This is a genomic window from Sporanaerobium hydrogeniformans, assembly GCF_002735925.1.
Lineage (GTDB): Bacteria > Bacillota > Clostridia > Lachnospirales > Cellulosilyticaceae > Sporanaerobium > Sporanaerobium hydrogeniformans.
In genome coordinates, this window is sequence record NZ_PEDL01000023.1 from 17,906 (window position 1) to 40,238 (window position 22,333).

Genomic DNA, 22,333 nt, shown 5'->3' on the forward strand with positions numbered 1-22,333 from the left:
TGTAAAGGGGTGAATTTAATGGAAAAAAAGGATTTAATTCGATTCATTGCAACCGGGCTTGTAGAATGGTATGAAGAAGGACAAGTTAGTGGAAGTTTATCTAAGATGCCTTACCAACTTAAAAGAGGAATGAATAGACTATGTGCTCAGATGCCAATTCCTCTTATTATTAATAATCGTATAGAAATGATAAAAGCTTTATCCAGACCTATAAGGGAGTTGGGCCTAAAGGAGATAAGTCCAGCTTATGATGATGAAATTTTAATAGTAGATGGTATGCCATCTGATCTATGCTATGACTTAGCAGTTGATGAAAGAGATGCACAAGGATCTATTGAACAGGGAAAAATAGTAGAGATTATTAACTTGCTAAGAATTCATGGGCAGCAAGAGGATTATGTCAATATAAGAAGATTTATTATTGAGAATCCAATCACTACAGAAGAAAAAATAGATGAGTTTATAAGGAAAAATACTGAGTTTAATGTGGAGTTGAGAAAAATTTATAGTATGATTAAGGATTTCTATGAAGATATTCCTTATCATGTGAAGCAAGGAGATGAGATAAGAGTATGTAGACATTGTGGGTGGACCATTCAAGAAAAGAATGGTGTTACAACATGTATTTCGAATCATTGTAAAGCTGAGGATGCACATAAGAATGGCATTATACAGAAAGTAGTACCGAGTACAAAACGTCTTAAACAAGGAGCCATGCGTTATTTATGTTTTCCAGGACAGCCAGAGTTAGCACTTATGAAAAAGCTTCGAAAAAAGAAAGGATTACAAGTAGAATTATGGCCGTACTTTGATAAGTATGATATTGAAGTGACTTTTGCAAATGAAAAGTGGGCTCTAGATATAAAAGATTATGCTAATCCATATCACCTCATAGAGAAAGTAACCTATTTTGAGCCTAGTGTCTGTAGCTGTAGTTTTATCGTTATTCCTAAGAGAAGGACAAGGTTTCATAAAGGATATAAGAAGATATTAAGAGCAGAAAAGCCAATAGGGTTTGAGTTTATAGGAGAAGATGAGCTGATAAATATGATTAATAAGAAGGTGAAACAGTGAAAGATTTTGAAGGTATTATGCAAGATATACTACAGGAATATAGTAATGCTCTTTCAGAATTAAAAAAGAATCAATGTCTAACGCTAGTGAGAACAGAAATCTTTTTATGTGGATTAAGCCAACTGGGGTTTATAGGAAAAGATATTGCAAAGAGCTGGGCCTTACTTAGTGGGTATCAATATAATAATGGTAAATATCATATAGCACTGGAGCAAAATCAGTATGAAATAGTAGCAAAGATGAGAGGCTTTATGCAGTTTAGTATGGGATCTAATGCTTTTAGAAGGTTGCTAAATGAGTATATACAGTTACCTAGAAATATGAGGTTGTTTCATATAGAGGTAGAAGATAAGGTATATCTATTAAGAGAGAATATACCCAATCTATTTAGTGGAAGAAAGCAGTTATTAAATCAAGTTTTTGATGTGTCAATTCCATTTAAGATTAACAAACAAGACTATGTTACAAAGAAAAGTGCTTATTTGATGGAAGATGAAAAAATAGAGAATATTAAGTTGCCAGAACAAGTTACTAATAGGGCACACCTTCCTAAGGCAAGTATGATTAGAGAAGGCAGAAAAGATGAGCTTGTCATTAGTAAACAGCAATTAGTAGAAATGGCATGCTATATGGATGGGATCTTACCAGGGCGTAACTATGAAGAAAGAGCAAATAAGATTTTTTTTGATCAAGTGTCTGAAGATGGTAGCGTATTAGAAATAGAAGAATTAGTTATTAAGGATTTACTTAATATTGTAGGAAGAGTAGGAGCAGGTAAATCTACTTTGGTAGAGATTCTAACGACTTATATGGCACAAAAAGGACATAAGGTAGCTATAGTCGTAGATAGTATTTATTCAATCTTACAGTATCTAGACATGTTTGAGCAATTAGGCATTAAAGCAGTACCTATATGGGGGTATAGAAATAGAGAAACGCATATTCAAAAAGGATTATCACATTTAAAAGAAGAAAGTTTTTTGGATATAGAAGCATGTAATTATCATAAATGGCTATCAGAGATTTGTCCATTGGATGGATTAAGAACAGCCTCTGACATAAATAAGACATTTAGAGTAGGGAAAGAACCTTGCTTTAGTTTGATAGAGGACCTAGAAGAAGGAAAGATGAAACAATGTCCGTATTATGATATTTGTCCTTCTCATAAGGCAGATAATGAATTACCAGATGCTATGGTTTATATGACAACATCAGCGGCGTTTATTAAATCCAAAGTGTCTACAGCCATTTGGAAAGAAAGTGTACGTGTTTCGGAATTTTTATATTATAGGAGTGATTTAGTTATTTTTGATGAATCTGATAGAGTACAGATTCAGTTTGATCAATGTTTTGCTGAATCATTGACCTTATTTGATGATACTAAGAAAAGTTATTTAAATCGTTTAGCACCTAAAATAGAAGCATGGTATTGTAATGATAGATTGAAACATGCCGGGGATAAGAGGGTGCAGAATTGGTATGTGCAATTTAGAAATACACAAAGATGTAGCGATTTAATTATTGCCATACTTAAAGAAAATAAATGGCTTATAAAAAAGCTAGAAGGACGCTACTATACAGCCTATTCCTTAACGGATATGTTAGAAAGAGAATTAGAAAAAGAAGACCGGCTTGATAAGGCTCTGTTAAAAGAATTACGAGAATTTATAATAGATAATTTGAAAGAAAGTACAGGTCCAATTCATGCTATTTATAGAACGGCAATTTCAGAACAGAATGATGCAGCTATTATTAATGAACAAATTAAACTATGGTGGACGGGCAGTAAAGAAGATGAACTTTCAGAAAATTTGATTGACTGTATCAAGTATATTATTCTATCAAGTATTTTTGAAAAAAGTCTTAAGAGTATGGTAAATGGACTTGAAGAATTAGAAGTTCTGAAAGTATTGGATGTAGAGCAGGCAGGTACTTTCTATAGAGCAATTAAAGACTATTTACCACTTATACCTGCATCGCCAATGGGAAATCTTTTTGGTTTTAGAGTAACTATTAATGAAAAATGTGAGTTAAAGAGCTTTATTGTATTTAAGGCAACTGGAATGGGAAGATGGTTACTTACGAATTATCATCAATTATACATGGAGTTAGATAATCGAAAAGGGCCTCATGTAATCTTGTTGTCAGGGACAAGCTGGGCGCCTGGATCTTATAGCTATCATGTGAATGCTCCTGTAAATGTTTTGTTAAAAGGCACACAGGCAGATTTTGATGCAGTAGGTGAAAGTAAATTTATGTTAGATCCCGTAGCTGTTGATGGTGAGTATATAAAAGTATCAGGTACTAGTGGACAGTTAAGGATTAATAATATACAAAAGATAGTACAAGGTTTATTTAAACGGCAAGGTGGTTTTAGGTCCAGGGTATCAAGGATTGAACAAGAGCTAGAAGTGCTAGAGGAAAATAGAAAGAAAGTACTTCTTCTAGTAGGAAGTTATGAAGAAGCAGAGGAAGTGAAGAAGTATTTAGATAGTTTCTTAATGCGTGAGGGAGGAATAAGACCGGATGAAGTAACCTTACTGATTAAGGATCAAGCACAAGAAACGCAGGAGAGTGAAGCTGTATTAGCTAGAGGGCAAGTTGGGGAATTTGGTAAGACAGAATCAAAAGTATTAATAGCACCTTTATTAGCCCTAGAGAGAGGACACAATATTTTAAATCAAAATAATGAAGCGGCTATAGGAGCAGTATATTTTCTAATTAGACCCATGCCAGTACCTAATGATATGAATATTATTTTGCATATGTTAAGTAGCTATATGTTAGGTCAAATGGATAAAATAGATAGATTAGACCTAGATGATTATATGGACTGGATCAAAGTAGAGCGAGATAAAGCTATGACACGTATGCAGCAGTTACTTATTAGTAGTCAATACTTAGGGTATAAGCAGCTTTCAGATAGAGAAAGAACAGCATTATGTATGACTCAATTTGTAGTACTTTGCCAAGTAATAGGTCGTCTGGTAAGGGGAGGTTGTAAGGCAAGAGTACACTTTTGTGATGCAAAGTTTGCTCCGTATTCTCTTAAAAATCAAAAAGATACAGCACAATCCTCTTTACTAGTAGGTATTATAGAGGCATTAGCACCATTTATGGAAAGTAACGAGCAGATGAATATTAATCAGATGATTGCTAGAGAGTTATATTATCCCTTTTATAAGAATCTAAAGGAGTGTGAAGGATTAAGTTATGAAATCCAAAGAAGCTAAGAAAGTAATGAAAACAAGGGCGCTAAGAGACTTAAAGGTTTTGGCATGGAAGGTAAACCCTTTACAAGAACCTATTATGTACTACTCAGTAGTGTTTCCTAAGAAGTGGTATGATTTATTATATGGATGGTATCAGAAAATACATCAAAGGGGAGATGTGAAGTTACCAACTTCAAGTTTAAATGGAGCTATGAATGCATTACCAGTATCATTAATAGAAGCAAAAGATTTTGAAAAGGACAAGTGGGATTGGCTTAAGCTGCTACGTCCAGTAGATCCAACTATTATATTTGAGGTTTTTAAAAGCTGGGTAGCAATAGAATTTATAAATCATAATAAAGTAACAGAAGAATTAAAGAAAGAATTTAGAGACGGGTTATCAAGCTTTCAATTACAGGACCTAGAAGTGGTAGAAGAAACACTGGATTTAAGAGAATTTAATCAGTTTGATAATGGAACTGTAGATATACCTAAGATGTCATATAGCATGCTACCTAATTATATGATGACTTATATTGCAGAAGAGAAAATTCCTATTATGATTCATGGAAAAGCGTATTATTTTCTAAAAGCAAGTGGTCGAAATGTAAATGAGCTCATAGCTTATCCAGTTCAAGGTTTGGATGGGAATTATTATTCGTTAGGTGTCTCTTTTAAGCTCATAACCTTACCGGATAGCGGATATCCTGTCATGAAGTTAATAACTAAAGTAAAAAGATGGGCCAATGGGAAATATATAAAGAAGGTTAGTAGAAAAGGAAATACAACAGTATTTATAAAGTATAACCATAAAGAAGAAAGATTAGCGGATGTAGGTAGTACACTAGGCATAGAACATCTGCAATATAATCGTAGTAAAGAGCAGTTTATCTGGTGTGAAAATACGAAAGAAATTCTTGAAAATGCTAAAATGGTTTATTTACCAGAAATAGAGAACATTTTTAATGAGTCAGAGAGCTACCTAACGGAAGATAATAGATATACATTATTGGTTACTCATAATAAAGACAATTCTTATGATCATAGTGTCCAAGCAGGAATAACTATGTCAGAGAAAAATAAAATATTTAATGAGATTAGTAAACTATTTGATTTTATAGTACCTATTGAAAAAGATGAATTAAGGCCGATAAAATGTCGTCTAAGCAAGAATATTTTAGGTAAAGAAAAAGAAAAGATATTAACTAATTATTTGAAAGCAGCAAGTGAACAATTTACTGAGATTAATTTAGAGATACTTTGGCTAAGAGAAGAAGTTCCTGATTTATTTATTAATTGGTTTAAACGTAGTCTAGAAAATGAAGACCAGGTGAAATGGTATAATGATGATACAACTTTTGAATATAATGAATTAAGAGTTAATATACGGAGCAAATATTCAGAGGGCTTAACTACTAAAATGACCAATTATGAAGAGAAGGTTTTATCCGTTAAAGAGTGTCTTACAGATGCCACAGGTGTAGTCATGACAGTAGTGGAAATACTAGATAAAAAGAATGCAGAGTATACAAAGGGAGGAGACCCTAAATTTGCTATTCGAAAAGGGTTGTATCAGTGTGATCGGGTTAATCAGTTTCTGAATGTGAATACTAAGTTGAGCGATGCAATTATTGAAAACGTTATTAGGGAATTATTTAGGCAGCTAGGAATATATATTGCACTGCCACAAACAACAGGTCTTAAGGGAATGCCACAGAAACTAGATATAGTTGGCTTTAAACTTCTAAGCAGTAACAAAAATCAGTATAAAGATGCATTAGAAGTACCTATTGCTATTAGTACATCCACTTATGATGGACAAATTATGGTTAAGACACCATTTTCAAGTGGTTGGATTAGTTATTATGAGGCAGTATTACAATTGGGGAAAATGAAGTATCAAAAGTATGATAAAAGAAAAAAGAATCGAGATTTATCTGTGGATACGTTGAATAGATTCTTTATAGAAATTTTGAATGAACTCAAGGACATGGATGCCTTAGTTATAGTAGACGTATCCAATCGCATGAATACTTTATTACCTACATTTCAAAATAAGAACATAATTATACAAGGCACTAATACCGAATATAAGAAATTACGTTTAATACGAGTAAAGGCTAATGACGAGAATCCAGAATACGTAGGAGAGCAGGATGGTGTACAAGAAGATTTCTTGACGGGTGTATGGGGATTAACAGATAATGTTTTCTATTCGGTAGAAAAAAAGGGACTTACATTTAAAAAAGTAAATAGTAAGTTACCTAAATTAGATTATCCACGGTTTGTAGTTAAATATCCTAGAATGGTAGAAATCGTGCCTGTTAAGTTACTTGAAGAGGATAATAAAGATGAGTATGTTTATTTTACTCATAAAATGAGGGGCATGAATAGTATGTATGAAGATTATACGAAGATGCCATTTGTTATTCATTTAGGGGAAAAGTTACAAGAGGTATTAGAGATAAAATAAATTAATCAGACAGCTGTAGAGCAAAAAGAGCAATGAGGTACATACCTTCTAATTGCTCTTTTTGCTATGTTGCATAATAATAACGAACGTAAGTTTGCTTTAATGTATAATGGATATAATAAATATGGAAAGAACTATAATAAAATAGTACAATGAGATTAATAAGTGAAGTTATTTACTCTTGAAAGGAGCAAAGAAGTGGCAGAGCTAAATTTTAAGCAAATAGCAGATAAACTAAACGAAGAATTTACTGGAGATAGCCGTAAGCTTATTTTCTGGTATGATGAGGGCGGAGATTTTGCTGAGGATATAGATACTCTAGAGTTAACCAATGCTAAGGTGTACCATTTAAGACCCGATAATCAATTTAAAACGAAAATCTTCTTAGAGAGAGAAGATAAGACCACTAACTACTTAATTTATGCCCCATTTCCTAAACCTTCTATTAGAGACAATCATTTAGCAGATACATTGAGATATTCTAAGGAATTCTTTGCAGATAGAGCCTCTTTATTAACAGTGGATTTAGGAATAGATGAGAAGTATAAAGGTGTCATTAAGAAGTATGAGAAATTCTTTGGAGCCAAGGATAGGATTAAGCGTTTCTATGAGCTAGAAATAGAACGATTTACAGAAGAGACGATTAAACTAGCTTTACTGAGTGTGCTTTGTAAAACCAAGATTTTATCCTTTGAAGAAGTGGTACGTGTAATCTTAACGGATGGTGACTTAGAAGAGAATAAATTCTTAGCTGAATTTGGGAAGTATGATCTTTTAGAAGTATTTTGGAATTTCTGTGAGTTGCAGTTTGGTTATAGAGACCATGAACCTAGTCTTGAAAAATTAATGCTAACTATGTTTTGTACTTATGCAGAGCGCTATATTTCAGCGGATTTACCCAGAGCATGGCAACCATTTGTATCTTATAAATCTGGTAATATCATAGCGTTTCTTGATAACTTAATGAACAATGTACTTTATCATGAGAGATTTGATGAATTATCTGCTTTGGTAGGAAAGCAGCTGAGTATCAAAGAAAATCTTAAAAAGTATGCACCAGATACCTTCTTAGAATGTGAAGTATTTGCAGCCATAGATGAAATGATTATCGATTGGATGAAGGAGCGCCTTTTAGATGAAAATATAGGAGCTACTTTATCTGGCATGCCAATGACAGTAGTAACACAGATGCGTATAAAAAAGCATTTTGGCACAAAGTATGGCGCAGAATACAAGCTAATAGAAGCTGCGTATTACTTAGTACAAGGTGCACAGTATGAATGTCCAAATGATTTTAAAGCTCTTATTAATCAGTATGAGAAAAAGGATTATCTATTAGATTATCATTATAGACAGTTTTATTATCACTATGATCAATTAGAGGATAATGCAGCCTATGAAAGATTACGTGATTTAGTAGAAAATATTTATACCAATGAATATCTAAGTAAGCAGTTAACAAGCTTTAATCAAGGCATTTTATCAGAGGGGGCTTTTGAAGTATTGCCACGTCAAACCCAGTTTTACAGTAAGTTTATAAAGCTTGCAAAGGAAAGAAAAATAGTCATTATCTCAGATGCTATGCGTTATGAAGTGGGACGAGAATTACTTCAAAAACTGCAAGAGAGTGCTAAGTGCTCAGCTGAGATAGATATGATGATGGGAGTAATACCTTCTTATACTAGATTAGGGATGGCGGCATTATTACCACATCAGTCTTTAGAGTTAACGGATGACTATAAAGTCCTAGTAGATGGTATGGGATGTGATGATCTGAAATCTAGAGAGCAGGTATTAAGACAGTATGTGCCAAATGGTAAATGCGTGCAATTTGATGATATTAAGCTGATGAAAAAGGTGGAGCTACGTCAGGAATTTGCAGGCGCTGATATCATTTATATTTATCATAATCAAATTGATGCTAGAGGGGACAAGCCTAATACAGAAAATGAAGTTTTTGTGGCTTGTAAAGAAGCGGTTGATGAGATATATGAGCTCATTAGAAAGCTTACAGATAATATTAGTGCTACCCATTTTATAGTGACAGCAGATCATGGATTCTTATATAAGCGAGATAGATTACAAGAAAGTGATAAGATTGGTAATATAGCAGGTAAAGGTGCCTTTGTAAATAAACGTTTTATTGTTTCGGAAGCAGCATGCCAAGATGATGGTATTGCACACTTACCTATGAGAGCTATTCTAGAAAATAATGATACAAAGGTGGTTTCATTCCCTATCACTTCACATATATTTAAAGCACCAGGTGGGGGGCAAAATTATGTTCATGGTGGCTCATCACCTCAAGAAGTACTGATTCCTGTTGTAACGATTAAAACAGAACGTGGTTACAAGGAAGTGAAGAATGCCAGCATTATGCTAGTAAGTATGCTCCAAAAAATCACAGGACTCAATACAACACTAGACTTTATCCAGTCAGAAGCTGTTGGTAAGCTGGTTAAGGAAACGACTTATAAACTGTATTTCGTTACAGAAGATAATGAGAGAATCTCTAATGAAAATATTTATGTGGCAGATAAAAAAGAGGAAGAGCCACAAAAACGTGTTTTCCGTATGAGTTTTAGATTTAGAGATAGAAAATATGCCAAGACTTCTAAATACTACTTAGTAGGCTATGATGAAAAGAATAATCTAGAGGTATTAAGACATGAGGTAATGATGGATATTGTCTTTGCCAATGATTTTGGATTCAATTTGTAGGGGAGGATAAAAGGTATGATAGAGACAGAGCATACAGAGCTTATGGAGAAATTACAAACACACTTTGCGGGTAAGATTGTGCGTAAGGACCTTACCAAGAAAATCAAAGAAGGTGCCAATGTTCCCGTATATGTACTTGAGTATTTATTAGGGATGTATTGTTCTTCTATGGATGAAGCAGATATTGAGGCAGGCGTACAGAATGTAAAGACCATTCTTGCCGAGAATTATGTGCGCCCAGATGAGGCTCAAAAGATCATCTCTAAGTTAAGAGAGATGGGACGTTATACCGTTATTGATAAAATCTCGGTGAAACTTAATTATAAAGATGATGTTTATGAAGCAGAATTTTCTAACTTAGGCATCAAGAATGTTCCTATTGCCAATAAGTATGCCGCTGATTATGAAAGGCTACTTTGCGGAGGAATCTGGTGCATTGTACAACTAGAGTATTTCTATGATGAAGGGGATAAGAATCGTTGCCCATTTGTAATTTGCAAGGTGACACCTATTCAGATGCCAAGTCTTGATCTCGAGGAAGTAAAAGCCGCTAGAGCACATTTTACAGATGATGAATGGTTAGATTTACTTTTAAGAAGTACAGGAATGGAGCCATCAGGCTTTAATAAAAGGGTCAAATGTCTTCATCTAGCAAGACTCATTCCACTTATTGAAAATAACTATAATCTTTGCGAGTTAGGACCAAGAGGGACAGGTAAGTCACACGTTTACAAAGAGATAAGTCCTAATAGTATCCTAGTTTCAGGAGGGCAAACTACTGTAGCTAACCTTTTCTACAATATGGGAAGTAAAACCATGGGGCTTGTTGGTATGTGGGATTGTGTTGCTTTTGATGAGGTAGCAGGGATCAAATTTAAGGATCAAGATGGCGTACAAATTATGAAAGATTATATGGCATCAGGCTCTTTTGCAAGAGGAAAAGAGGAAAAGAATGCCTCTGCTTCTATGGTGTTTGTAGGGAATATTAATCAAAGTGTAGATACAGTGTTAAAGACTTCTCATTTATTTGATCCATTTCCAGATGTGATGGCAAATGACTCAGCCTTCTTAGATCGTATGCACTGTTATATTCCAGGATGGGAGATTCCAAAGTATAGACCAGAGTTCTTCACAGATGATTATGGTTTTATCACCGATTACTTCTCAGAGATTATGAGAGAGCTACGTAAAATATCTTATGCAGATGCCTATGATCAGTATTTTAAACTAGGTAATAACCTCAATCAGCGTGATGTAATAGCCGTCAAGAAAACTGTTTCAGGCCTTGTAAAATTACTACATCCAGATGGCAATTTTACAAGAGAGTCTATTGAGGAAATTCTGCGCTTTGCCCTAGAAATGCGTAGACGTGTCAAAGAGCAGCTTAAAAAAATTGGCGGTATGGAATTCTATGATGTCAATTTCTCTTACATTGATAAGGAAAACTTTAATGAAGAGTATGTACCTGTACCAGAGCAAGGTGGAGGCAAACTCATTCCAGAAGGAATGGGCAAACCAGGTCATATCTATACCGTATCTCATGGTAAAAGTGGCATGATAGGTGTCTACAAAATAGAGATGCAAATGTCATCAGGAACAGGTAAATTTGAAAAAACAGGGCTTGGTTCAGACAGAGAGGCAAAAGAAGCAGTAGAAACAGCGTATCGTTATCTTAAGGCTAATGGCAAAAATATTAGTGGCACCATTAGCACTACTACTAAAGATTATCTCATGCATGTACAAGACCTTAATGGTATTGGTATGACCAAGATGCTCACTTTACCAGCGGTAGTTGCTATTGCATCAGTAGCACTTGGTAAACCATCTATTAGTAGTGCGGTCATATTAGGAGATCTAAGTATTGGTGGAACGATTATAAAGGTAGAGGAGTTAGCGAACACGCTTCAAGTTTGTTTAGATAGTGGCGCAAAGAAAGTGCTCTTACCAATAACTTCAGCAGCTGACTTAGGGACAGTTCCAGCAGAGCTTATGGGGTGCTTTAATATTATTTTCTACCAAAGTGCTGAAGATGCTGTATTTAAAGCTTTAGGTGTAGAGTAAAATAAGAAAGAAAAATCAAATAATAAATGTCTGATATTATGAGAAACATATTAAAATTTTGAGCAATTATTATATTAAATAAGATATAATTGTTTTATATTATAAAATAAAATTTAAATTCCTAAGTAAAATAATAGTACTTAGTAGTTAAGAAAAGTAAAGGCATTCTATTTAAATTATAACAAAATCATAATAAGAAATATAAATGGTCAAAATATTGCTCGTTTTAAAGGGATTAAACGCTGATAACAAATATGAGGAAGATACAGATATTGATTTAGAAAGCTTAAGGGAGTAAATAAATGTATAATTTTAAAAAGCTAATAGAAAATGAGTTTACTTTTTTAATAAACAGGATTTTATTATAGTAAGTTCGGGAAAAGGATTAGAATATGTGATTCAAAAATCATAGGTGCTCTTTAGCTATATAATAAACAAATGAAAATAAGGCATGACTACTATCAAAAATAGTGACCATGCCTTTTTATGCAAAGAGTAAGAGAGAGCAACTTTTTATATGGCAATCTATCTTTAAAATCATGGTATACTTATGCTATAAAGTTTGAAGAAGTTAAGGGGGAAATCATGTGCTAGAAGATCATATTAGACAACTAGATTTTGAGAATGCACCTATTAATGCTATAACAGGAAATAGTCAGCTTCTTTATCATCGTATAAAAGCCAGCATTGCCAAAGCTAAGACCATTGATATTATCGTTTCCTTTCTCATGGAATCCGGGGTAAAAATGCTGATCAAGGATTTAAAAGAAGCAGCAGATAGAGGGGTAAGCATTCGTATTCTTACGGGAAATTACTTAAATATTACTCAGCCACAAGCCCTTTATTTACTCCGTAGTGAATTAGGGGATAAGGTAGATTTACGTTTTTATAATGTGCCCAATAAAAGTTTTCATCCCAAGGCGTATATCTTTCATTATCAAGTAGATGGGGAGATTTATATTGGTTCCTCCAATCTATCTAGAGGGGCACTTACCACTTCAATTGAGTGGAATTATTGCCTCGTCAAATCCCAGCACCAAGAGGATTTTAATTATTTCTATACCACCTTTGAGGAGCTTTTTGAAGAACATGCCATAGAGATTACAGATGAGGTGCTAAAATCTTATTCAAAGGCTTGGAAACAGCCTAAATTTATTAGGCAGGCTATTGAGGAACTAGAAGCAAATACTACTAAGGTGACTTCTCTTTTTGAACCCAAGGGTGCCCAAATAGAAGCCCTATATGCCTTAGACCAGAGCAGGGAAGAAGGCTTTGATAAAGGTATTGTGGTAGCAGCCACAGGGATAGGAAAAACGTATTTAGCAGCCTTTGATTCTAGGGAGTATGACAAGGTGCTTTTCGTGGCTCATAGAGAAGAGATTATTAAGCAGGCAGCAGCGAGTTTTCATCATGTAAGACCTGATCAAACTATCGGTTTCTTTTATAATGACCAAAAAGAAACGATAAAGAACTGACCTTTGCACTGGTTCAGACCTTAGGGAAAAGAGCTTATTTGAATGAAACGTACTTCGCACCAGATGCTTTTGATTATATTATCATTGACGAATTTCATCATGCCGTAGCTGGAAACTATAAAAATATCATTGATTACTTTAAGCCCAAATTTTTATTAGGGCTAACAGCTACCCCAGAGCGTTTAGATAATAAAGATGTTTTTGCCTTATGTGATTACAATAATGTTTATGAAGTGAGGCTAAAAGAGGCGATTAACAAAGGATGGCTAGTTCCTTTTAAATATTATGGAATCTATGATGATACTGTAGACTATGAAAGTCTGACTATCAGAAATGGTAAATATGATGAAAAGGAACTCGAGCAAAGTCTGATGATTCATCAAAGGGCAGAGCTGGTTTTAAAGCATTATCTGAAGTATAGCTCCAAATGTGCCATGGGCTTTTGCAGTTCTAAGGCACATGCAGAATATATGGTGAAGTATTTTAAGGATAAGGGTGTGCTAGCAGCAGCTGTTTATAGTGGCGAGCAGGGAGAGCATAACGAGGAAAGAAATGATGCCCTTAATAAGCTTAAAAAAGGGGAATTAAAGATTATTTTTTCCGTGGATATGTTTAATGAAGGGGTAGACGTTCCAGCTATAGATACAGTGCTTTTCCTAAGACCAACTGAGTCTCCTACTGTCTTTTTGCAGCAGCTAGGAAGAGGGCTTAGACCTTTTAAAGATAAGGAGTACTTAAACGTTCTCGACTTTATTGGAAACTACAAGAAAGCTAGTTTGATTCCCTTCTTATTAAGCGGTAAAGAGTATGAAAGTAAAGCTCTAGGAAGCACTAATCCTATGGAGATGGAGTTTCCTGATGACTGTCAAATTGACTTTGATTTTAGACTTATTGACCTATTTAAAAAGCAAGCAGAAAGCGAGCTAAGTGCTAAGGATAAAATCCTTTCAGCTTATCAGGAAGTTAAACAAATTTTAGGCCATAGACCTTCTAGAGTAGAGCTATTTTTAAATCTAGATGATGAGATCATCGGAGCCATGAAGAAAAATGCTAAGCTTAATTTCTTTAGGGATTATTTAGGTTTTTTATATGAAAATAAAGAGCTAACAGATGAAGAAAGTTTGCTATACCATTCAAGAGCAAAGGAATTTCTGGGGGTACTTGAGACAACCAGTATGTCCAAGTCCTATAAGATGCCAATCCTAAAAGCCTTTTATAATGAAGGGGATATCAAAATGGCAATTGACACAGAAGATGTGTATCAGGCGTTTAAGGACTTTTATAGTCATGGTTCTAATGGCGTAGATATGCTAAGACACAAAAGCACCGCAGGTTTTAAGACATGGGGACAAAAGGAATATGTGAAACTAGCCAAGGATAACCCTATTAAATTTTTAAAACAAAGTGCAAGCGACTTCTTTAAAGACAAGGAGGGCTATGAAATTGCCCTAGCAGATGAAATAGAACCCTTCACTCACTTAGAGAGTTTTAAAATGCACTATAAAGATATTGTAGAACTAAGAGTGCTTACTTACTATAAAGAACGATTAGAAGCCAAAGAGAAATAGGCATGGAGGAAAAAGATGAGTAATTACTATAATGAAAATGCCAAGGCATTTTTTGAAGGCACAGTAGTAGCAGATATGTCTAGCAACTATACAGATTTTTTAGCAAAACTAGCAAAGGGAAGTCACATCCTAGATGCAGGTTGCGGTTCAGGTAGAGATGCTAAAAACTTTAAAGACTTAGGCTATGAGGTAACTGCTATAGATGCTTCAGAGAGCATGTGCGCTCTAGCTAGTGAGTATATGCATCAACCAGTAGAGCAGCTAAGATTCCAGGACATTGATTTTAAAGACGTATTCGATGGGATTTGGGCATCCGCTTCTTTACTTCATGTTCCAAGTGAGGAGCTGCCAGAGGTATTAGAAAGATTTTATAAAGCTCTCAAAGCCCAAGGCGTATTGTATGCTTCTTTTAAATATGGGGATTTTGAAGGTGACAGAAATGGCCGCTACTTCCATGATCTTAAAGAAGACAAAGCCAAGGAGTTGTTCACCAAAGCGGGGTTTCATGTGAGTAAAATGTGGATAACTAGCGATGTTAGAGAAGATCGTAGGGATGAAAAGTGGCTAAATATATTATGTGAATAGGTTTACTATACTGCTAATAATACTATTCCTAATTTACAAAGAAACAAAAAGGATACAATATGGTTATTGCTAGAAAAGCTTAATTTTAAACCCAAATTCTAAAAATACTAATATTATTTTTAGAATTCATTAAAAAATTACCAAAACCTCCTGATGAAAAGTTGTATAGTATATATATCCTATGGATTTTATAGGGATTAGCGATTTTAAGAGGGGGTTATTATGGAATTATTTTATCAACTTTCAGATTGTCTTTCTGCCTATCATCAAGCAACGGATATATCTATTATACTAATGGATGGGACGGATAAGGTGGTGAATGTTTTTGGCAAGGAGAATGGGTACTGTGTGCTTTTTAAGGAAGCTTGTAATAAGTATTGCCCTTGCAAAGAGACACATGCCCATGCCTGTAAGGAAGCAGCCAATTTAGGAGAGGGGTATATTTTTTCTTGTCCTGCAGGTTACATTCACTTTGCAGTTTCTCTGAATATGCGCAGTGTACCAGTAGCAGGGATCATTGCAGGTCCTATCGCACTGGAGTATCCTGACTTAGACATGATTGATGAAGTGATTCAAAAATATAATATAGCCCTTGATTATCGCACGAAATTGTATAGTGCTTATTCCAGTGCGCCTTTAGTGGAGCCAACCAGGGCCAGGTATTTATGTAAATTATTATTTATACTTGCTTCCTCAGTTATTCATTCAGATAAGGAATCTAAAGAAAAGATTTCAGAGAAAAACAAACAGCAAGCTAAAATAGGAGAGTATATGCAGCTCATTAAATCAGATACTTCTATCCCTTCTACGCCCTATGAGCTGGAAAAACAACTGATAGAAGATGTCTTAAAGGGGAATAAGGAGCATGCCAAATCAGTAGTAAATGAAATGCTAGGCCGCATCTACTTTTCTTCTGGTAATAATCTAGAGATCATTAAAACTCGTTCCATTGAGCTGCTGGCACTTCTTTCTAGGGCAGTAGTTGAAAATGGAGGAAGCAAAGAAGATGTCTATCATATGACAGACACCTCCTTGCATAAAATTACCACAACACGTGATTTAACAGATTTATCGTTTCTTTTACTAGAAGTCTTAGAAGCCTTTACGAATATGGCTTTTACCAAGTACAGTATGCCCAATGTACCTTCCTTGCAAAAAGCTTTAAAGTATATTGATCAAAATTATTGTAATACCATTACTTTAGAAGAGGTAGCACAAGAAGCAGATTTAAATCCAGCGTATCTTTCCCATCTCTTTAAAAAGGAGATGCAGATTAATTTTAGTAGCTATCTTTTAGAAAAAAGAATGGAGCAAGCGAAGTATTTACTTAAAAATACAAACATGCCCCTTATTGATATTTCCATGTCTTTAGGATTTGAAAGTCAAAGTTACTTTACAAATGTTTTTAAAAAGCAGGTTGGATTAACGCCTAAAAAATATCGCTATACTCTGTAAAGAGAGGAGCAGGCTGACGCATCCTAATCATGGGGGTATAAACAGCTTCCTTGATACGGCTTTGCTCATACAAATGGCAAACCTCTTGCTTTTGGAGTTCCCCCCAGGACCTACTGGAAATGAAGGAATGGGGGGAATAAGTATGGATAAACTCAAGGAGAGCTTGCTTTTCTGTGGGTAAAGCGCTTTCTAAGTGATGAAGGAAGAGAAGGGAACTTTTTCTGATTTGCTGTCTAATGAAGCCTTCAGAAAGCTGTAGGCGTTTTTGAAAACTAGGCACATCCATCACATAGAGCATATGGTCTAGCTGGCAGATATCCTTTAAGTTTTCGGTTAATGAAAACCCTATATCACTTAGGGAGGCTGTTTCTGGCACTTCAATGACAATGCGCTGGGGATGATGAGACTCTATAAGCTGGTAGATACATTGCTGTAAGAGGATTTGACTTGTACAACAGATACATCCGCCACTTATTTGCTCCAGAAAATGATGCGTATAGCGAGGGGAAAGTGTTTTTTTCCCAAACTCATTTTGCAAGATGACAAGTCGTTCATCACGCCAAAGGAGATCTTCAAGAAGTTCAATGAGCGTTGTCTTGCCAGAGCCTTTAAATCCAGAAACAATATCAAGTTTAATCATTTATTCCAAACCGTATTCCTTAATATTATATTTGTCTGAGTCAACCTCATCCTTCATTTCTGCAATGAAGGCTTCTTCATCCTCTGGGATTTCATCTAATTGATCTCTTAGGCGATCAATCCAGTCTACTTCACGTTCATCTAAGTGAAGTTCTTTTTTATCTACACCTCTTTGAAGGATTTCAAGAGCCTTTTTACCTGTGTTTAGTGTACGGATAAAAGGATTTTGACTCTTTACAATTTCTCTAGCGATTTCAAATACATTTTCTGGTGCGAGGATATAAGCCTGTGGATCTAAATAGCAGTCTGATTCCACGAGAAGGTCTCTTAAAAGTTTGGTATAGCCTTTTTCGGTTGCTTTATTCATAAGACGGCAGTCATAGATCAGTTGCTCGGTAGAAACAACTGGAGCAAAGCCACTTAGGAGCTTCACTTGTTGGATGGATTCATTACTCCATAAATCAGCAACAGAAGCAGCAATATTACCGATAGGACTAAAATGTGCACAAGCCGCAGTCTTTCCTTCTAAGGAGATAGGAGTTCCTGTGATTGCTTTAAGGTAAACATTTTCATAAGCACAGTCTTTACCTGGTCCAACTGCACCGTTTTCAAGGGCAACCAGTGCACGAGGTGTAACCATAGCACGCATAACCGCTGCATAGACTTTAGGGATAAAGCCTTGTTCAGCAAGTACCATAGAAGTATTAGCAAAACCACAAGCGGAGTCACCACCTGAGATCGCACCGTAGGTGTCTGCAATCTGAGTGATATTTTGCCATAACCATTTCATATCTCTTGCACCAAGACAGCCTAGGGCAAAAACAGATGTACGAAGGTCTGCATTGACGATGGCATCATCATTGATTTCTTTACCACCTGTTGATTCAATGGCTAATATATCGGCACCATCTTTGGCAGTTTGTTCAAAGATGCGCACCATAGCGTCCCAATAGGGACCACTTCGCATAATAGGAGGTCTACTCATCTCGCGTAGGTCATTAGGTGTCATGCGAAGAACGCTTTTTAAACCATATTTAGCTTCGTAAGTATACATCGTATCTCTCAGTATTTTATGAATCTCAATACCCCATTCAGGGTTTTCTGTATACTGTGGAAGGGTCTCAAATTCAATAACTACACCGGGTGCATGGAGTTCATGTGCTTTTTTTAGGACACCATCTACCATTTCTTTATAAATGCGTTTAGCTTCCGGTAATGTAGCTTGCGTAGCATTCATAGGAGGCAAGGTAAAGTTTACTTCAGGGTAGATGATACCACCTCCTATTATCATGCCATTTTTGCAAGTAATGGGTTTTTTACATTGACCATAGACAAAATCATCTACAGAGTCGTAAGCGAGTTTGGTAAATTGAAGACTCATGCTGTTACCCCCTTTTTGCAGTCAGAAATTAAGTAAGCTTTTGCAACGTCAGCAGCTTCACCAGCATTACTGGTATACGCATCTGCACCTACTTTATCAGCATAATTTTGGCTAACGGGAGCCCCACCAATCATGATGTAATATTTATCTCTGACACCGGCATTTTCGAATTCCTGAATCACATCATCAATGGCTGGCATGGTGGTTGTTAAAAGTGCGGAGATACATACTATATCTGCACCGATTTCCTCTGCTTTTTCAACGAAATTTTTATCAGGTACATCAATTCCTAAATCATAAACAGTAGCACCCATACCACGCATCATCATAGCTACAAGGTTTTTACCAATATCATGCAAATCGCCTTTTACGGTCCCAATGACTACTTTACCAATAGGCTTTACGCCTGAATCACTCATAAGAGGTTCTAGGATTTTGATGCCTGCAGACATGGCACGTGCAGCTACTAGCATTTCAGGAACAAAGATTTCATTGTTTTTAAACTTTTCACCTACTATACCCATTGCACTGATAAGCCCTGTATCGAGGATTTCTTGTACTGAAATGCCTTCTTCTAAAGCCTGATTAACCAGTTCCTTTACTACCTTTAACTTTCCTTTTTGTACGGCTAATGATAATTCTTGCATATCCATAAATAACTTCCCCCTTTAGGTTTTAGATGTTTTAATAGATTTTAATTTCTTTTGATAGGTTCATTCTACTGAAAAGAGGGAAAGAAGTATTTCAAAGCATTTATAAATTCTGATAAAAATTTTATATTTTTTACCTATCTTTTAAGCAAAAAGATAAAAAAGATAAAAATAAACTTGGATTTCTAAAGGTATTTATAGTTTTTTGCTTTATTTTTATATATAGATGTTTTTTGTATAATTTTTTTTATTTTAACTGCTTTAATGTTTGTTGAAGTAACTGAATAAAAGAGATTTCAAGGGGTCTTAAGGATTCTTTATGAGGATAAATAATCATATCTGTTGTAGGAGTAGCCAAGCTACATCTTCGAGTAACAAGATCATGTCTTTGGAGTACCTCTTCTGGCATAGGGCTTACCCATAAATAGGTACCATAAACTTCACGGAGCAGGTCAAATTGGCTACTACGGTCATAAATATAGATACGTTTTTGCGGCATTTCTGGTTCAGAAGCTTTTTGAAGGCTTAGTGTAGGTTCTTGGAAATCCCCATGTAAAAGCTCAATGTAGTGGCTTAAGGCATGAAAAGGAATATCCTCATAATGAGCTAAAGGGTGCTCTTTATGTAGCATAACGGATTTGGTAAACTCACCAATACACTCATAAGCAAGTCCATGCTCTTTAATAATACTTAGGAAATAATCTTTATGCACATTGGAGTAACGGATTATGCCAAGATCACTCTCGCCTGTTACAACGTCTTGGATAGTCGTATGTGCATTCGTTTCTTTATAATAAACAACAAATTTTTTACCATCTAGCTGCTCTTTTTGCAAGGAGCTATTTAAAAACTGAGAAAAGGCAGTAGAAATATAGGTTGCTCGAGGGACAGAGAGTGTAAAACGCAGAGCCTTTTCGGCATGTGTTTTATAAAAGCTCTCTAATTGATCCATCTGCGCAAGAATGCTACGTGCATAGCGCAAAAATTGCTCACCATCACGGGTAGGCTTTACGCCTTTAGGCGTACGTTTAAAGATAGTAATGCCAATCTCTAATTCCAGTTCTTTAATGGCCTTACTTAAATTAGGTTGTCCCATAAAAAGGTTTTTAGCGGCACGGGTAATAGAGTTACACTTTTCAACTTCCAGTACATAACGTAATTGTTGTAAATTCATAATATCCCTCAATAATTTAGTTAATTTATATACTTTATATAGTAGCATAAAAAGGAGGGAGAAGTAAAAAATAAATCCTTTATGAAGGAAGTAATGCTTTTTATATATTAGAGTCATTCTTAGAATATATTACCCCTCTAGAAGTAAGTATGTTATAATTTTAACAAATAAAGTTATAAATTTAACAAAGCAAAGCATAAGATTTTCAGTGATTTATAAATACACATTGAGGAGGAGTACAAATGGCACGTTTTACATTACCAAGAGATTTATATCATGGCAAAGGTACAATTGAGGAGTTAAAAAACTTACAAGGTAAAAAGGCAATCGTTGTTGTAGGTGGAGGCTCTATGAGACGTTTTGGCTTTTTAGACAAAGTAATTGGTAACCTAAAAGAAGCTGGTATGGAAGTTCAATTATTTGAAAACGTTGAGCCTGATCCATCTGTAGAAACTGTTATGAAAGGTGCAGCACAAATGCGCGAGTTTGAACCTGACTGGATTGTAGCTATTGGTGGGGGTTCACCTATTGATGCAGCTAAGGCGATGTGGGTATTTTATGAATATCCAGAAACTACCTTTGAAGCCATTTTGGAGCCTTTCTCATTCCCAGCTCTTAGACAAAAAGCAAAATTCTGTGCCATTCCATCTACTTCTGGAACAGCCACAGAGGTAACTGCCTTCTCCGTTATTACAGACTATGAAAAAGGGATTAAATACCCACTGGCAGACTTTAATATTACACCAGACCTGGCCATTGTAGATCCAGACCTTGCAGAAACAATGCCAGCCAAGTTAACAGCACATACAGGGATGGATGCTTTAACTCATGCCATTGAAGCTTATGTTTCTACTTGCAATAGCTGTTTTACAGATCCACTTGCTTTAAAGGCTATTGCTATGACGTTTGACTATCTTGAAGCTTCCTATAAAGGAGATATGCAGGCACGTGAGCAAATGCACTATGCACAGTGTCTCGCAGGAATGGCATTTTCCAATGCACTTTTAGGGATTGTTCACTCTATGGCACATAAGACAGGTGCCGCTTATAAAAATGGACACATTGTTCATGGCTGTGCCAATGCTATGTATCTGCCACAAGTCATTCGATTTAATGCAAAGGATGAAGTAGCTGCAGGACGCTATGCAGATATCGCTCGTTTTGTAGGTTTACAAGGGGATACAACAGAGGAATTAGTCCAAGCACTTTGTGCTAAGATTGAAGCTTATAATGAAGCTCTTAATATCCCAAAATGTATTAAAGATTATGAAGAGGGTATGGTACCAGAAGAAGAGTTTTTAGAAAAATTATCAGAGGTAGCAGCACTTGCTATTAGTGATGCCTGTACAGGTTCTAACCCAAGAATCCCAAGTCAAAAGCAAATGGAAGAGCTTCTTAAATGCTGTTACTATGGAATAGACGTTACTTTTTAATGGATAGATAGAAACCACTTACACAAAAGACCGTTTTAGGCGTTGTCCTAAAGCGGTCTTTCATCTTTATGATTTTGCGAGATAACGTGATTGTAAAATAAATAGTATTTACATGGATGAGATAACTTTCAGTTTGTCGGGGTGCTCCTAGGAATTTAAAAGTAAAGAAAAAGAAGTGGTGTCGGCGCGGCCGCAAGAAAGAAGGCTTTTCTCCGGTTTCTGGGTCCTCGCCTTGGCAAACTCTAGGTTCAGTCCTGTAGACTAACGGTCCTACCTATCGCAAGAAGAACGCTTGCGATAACGTCCCTAAAGACAGCCTACAGGCCTTCACCAAGACTTTGCGAAAGTCTGTGGAGGAAACCTGCGAAAAGCCTTCTTTCTTGCTCTGCACTGTATCACGAAAGTTTAAATTTTTCATATTCCTTATTAAAT

13 protein-coding genes and 1 pseudogene are annotated in these 22,333 nt (G+C 35.6%); 10 read left to right on the top strand and 4 right to left on the bottom strand.

The genetic code is table 11. The features are described from left to right. The first annotated feature begins 18 nt into the window (after positions 1-18). The 9 genes and pseudogenes from CS063_RS14920 to CS063_RS14955 all read left to right on the top strand — a co-directional run bounded on the left by CS063_RS14920 (position 19) and on the right by CS063_RS14955 (position 16,624). Positions 19-1,074, top strand: coding sequence for a restriction endonuclease-related protein (locus CS063_RS14920; RefSeq protein WP_099450499.1), 1,056 nt, complete (start codon positions 19-21; stop codon positions 1,072-1,074). Then, entirely contained in the window at positions 1,071-4,307 is a 3,237-nt protein-coding gene (locus tag CS063_RS14925) for a pPIWI_RE_Z domain-containing protein (protein WP_099450500.1), read from the top strand. Before CS063_RS14920 ends, CS063_RS14925 begins: the two co-directional genes overlap by 4 nt. Continuing rightward, on the top strand, positions 4,288-6,759 hold the full coding sequence (locus CS063_RS14930; RefSeq protein ID WP_099450501.1) for a pPIWI_RE module domain-containing protein: 2,472 nt from the start codon (positions 4,288-4,290) through the stop codon (positions 6,757-6,759). Before CS063_RS14925 ends, CS063_RS14930 begins: the two co-directional genes overlap by 20 nt. Positions 6,760-6,957: 198 nt before the next feature. Next, positions 6,958-9,480 (top strand): BREX-1 system phosphatase PglZ type A, encoded by a 2,523-nt coding sequence (gene pglZ, locus CS063_RS14935; protein ID WP_099450510.1) that lies wholly within the window; start codon positions 6,958-6,960, stop codon positions 9,478-9,480. A gap of 15 nt (positions 9,481-9,495) precedes the next feature. Beyond that, positions 9,496-11,541, top strand: a complete 2,046-nt coding sequence (gene brxL, locus CS063_RS14940) for a protease Lon-related BREX system protein BrxL (RefSeq protein ID WP_099450502.1) — start codon at positions 9,496-9,498, stop codon at positions 11,539-11,541. A gap of 728 nt (positions 11,542-12,269) precedes the next feature. Next, positions 12,270-13,138 (top strand): annotated as a pseudogene (locus tag CS063_RS17935) (DEAD/DEAH box helicase family protein); the annotation flags it as partial. A 312-nt stretch (positions 13,139-13,450) separates the two neighbouring features. Continuing rightward, positions 13,451-14,584 carry a helicase-related protein gene (locus tag CS063_RS17940; RefSeq protein ID WP_334293226.1) on the top strand — a complete coding sequence of 378 codons (1,134 nt, stop codon included), beginning with the start codon at positions 13,451-13,453 and terminating at the stop codon, positions 14,582-14,584. Between the two features lie 15 nt (positions 14,585-14,599). Beyond that, the gene (locus tag CS063_RS14950) at positions 14,600-15,169 is read left to right on the top strand and encodes a class I SAM-dependent methyltransferase (RefSeq protein ID WP_099450503.1); all 570 of its coding nucleotides are present in this window, start codon (positions 14,600-14,602) and stop codon (positions 15,167-15,169) included. A gap of 222 nt (positions 15,170-15,391) precedes the next feature. Continuing rightward, the gene (locus CS063_RS14955; RefSeq protein WP_099450504.1) at positions 15,392-16,624 is read left to right on the top strand and encodes a helix-turn-helix domain-containing protein; all 1,233 of its coding nucleotides are present in this window, start codon (positions 15,392-15,394) and stop codon (positions 16,622-16,624) included. On the opposite strand, the gene CS063_RS14960 is transcribed toward CS063_RS14955, so the two are convergent. The 4 genes from CS063_RS14960 to CS063_RS14975 all read right to left on the bottom strand — a co-directional run bounded on the left by CS063_RS14960 (position 16,599) and on the right by CS063_RS14975 (position 20,468). Then, positions 16,599-17,264 (bottom strand): GTP-binding protein, encoded by a 666-nt coding sequence (locus tag CS063_RS14960; RefSeq protein ID WP_099450505.1) that lies wholly within the window; start codon positions 17,262-17,264, stop codon positions 16,599-16,601. The genes CS063_RS14955 and CS063_RS14960 overlap by 26 nt on opposite strands. Continuing rightward, on the bottom strand, positions 17,265-18,644 hold the full coding sequence (locus CS063_RS14965) for a methyltransferase MtaB domain-containing protein (protein WP_099450506.1): 1,380 nt from the start codon (positions 18,642-18,644) through the stop codon (positions 17,265-17,267). It abuts the gene before it with no gap. Continuing rightward, complete coding sequence (locus tag CS063_RS14970) at positions 18,641-19,297, bottom strand: corrinoid protein (protein ID WP_099450507.1); 657 nt, start codon at positions 19,295-19,297, stop codon at positions 18,641-18,643. The genes CS063_RS14965 and CS063_RS14970 overlap by 4 nt, the downstream gene beginning before the upstream one ends. Positions 19,298-19,541: 244 nt before the next feature. Next, the gene (locus tag CS063_RS14975; protein ID WP_180270817.1) at positions 19,542-20,468 is read right to left on the bottom strand and encodes a LysR family transcriptional regulator; all 927 of its coding nucleotides are present in this window, start codon (positions 20,466-20,468) and stop codon (positions 19,542-19,544) included. Positions 20,469-20,710: 242 nt separating this feature from the next. Between CS063_RS14975 and CS063_RS14980 the strand changes: the two genes are divergently transcribed. Further along, positions 20,711-21,901, top strand: coding sequence for an iron-containing alcohol dehydrogenase (locus tag CS063_RS14980; protein ID WP_099450509.1), 1,191 nt, complete (start codon positions 20,711-20,713; stop codon positions 21,899-21,901). Positions 21,902-22,333: the final 432 nt, after the last annotated feature.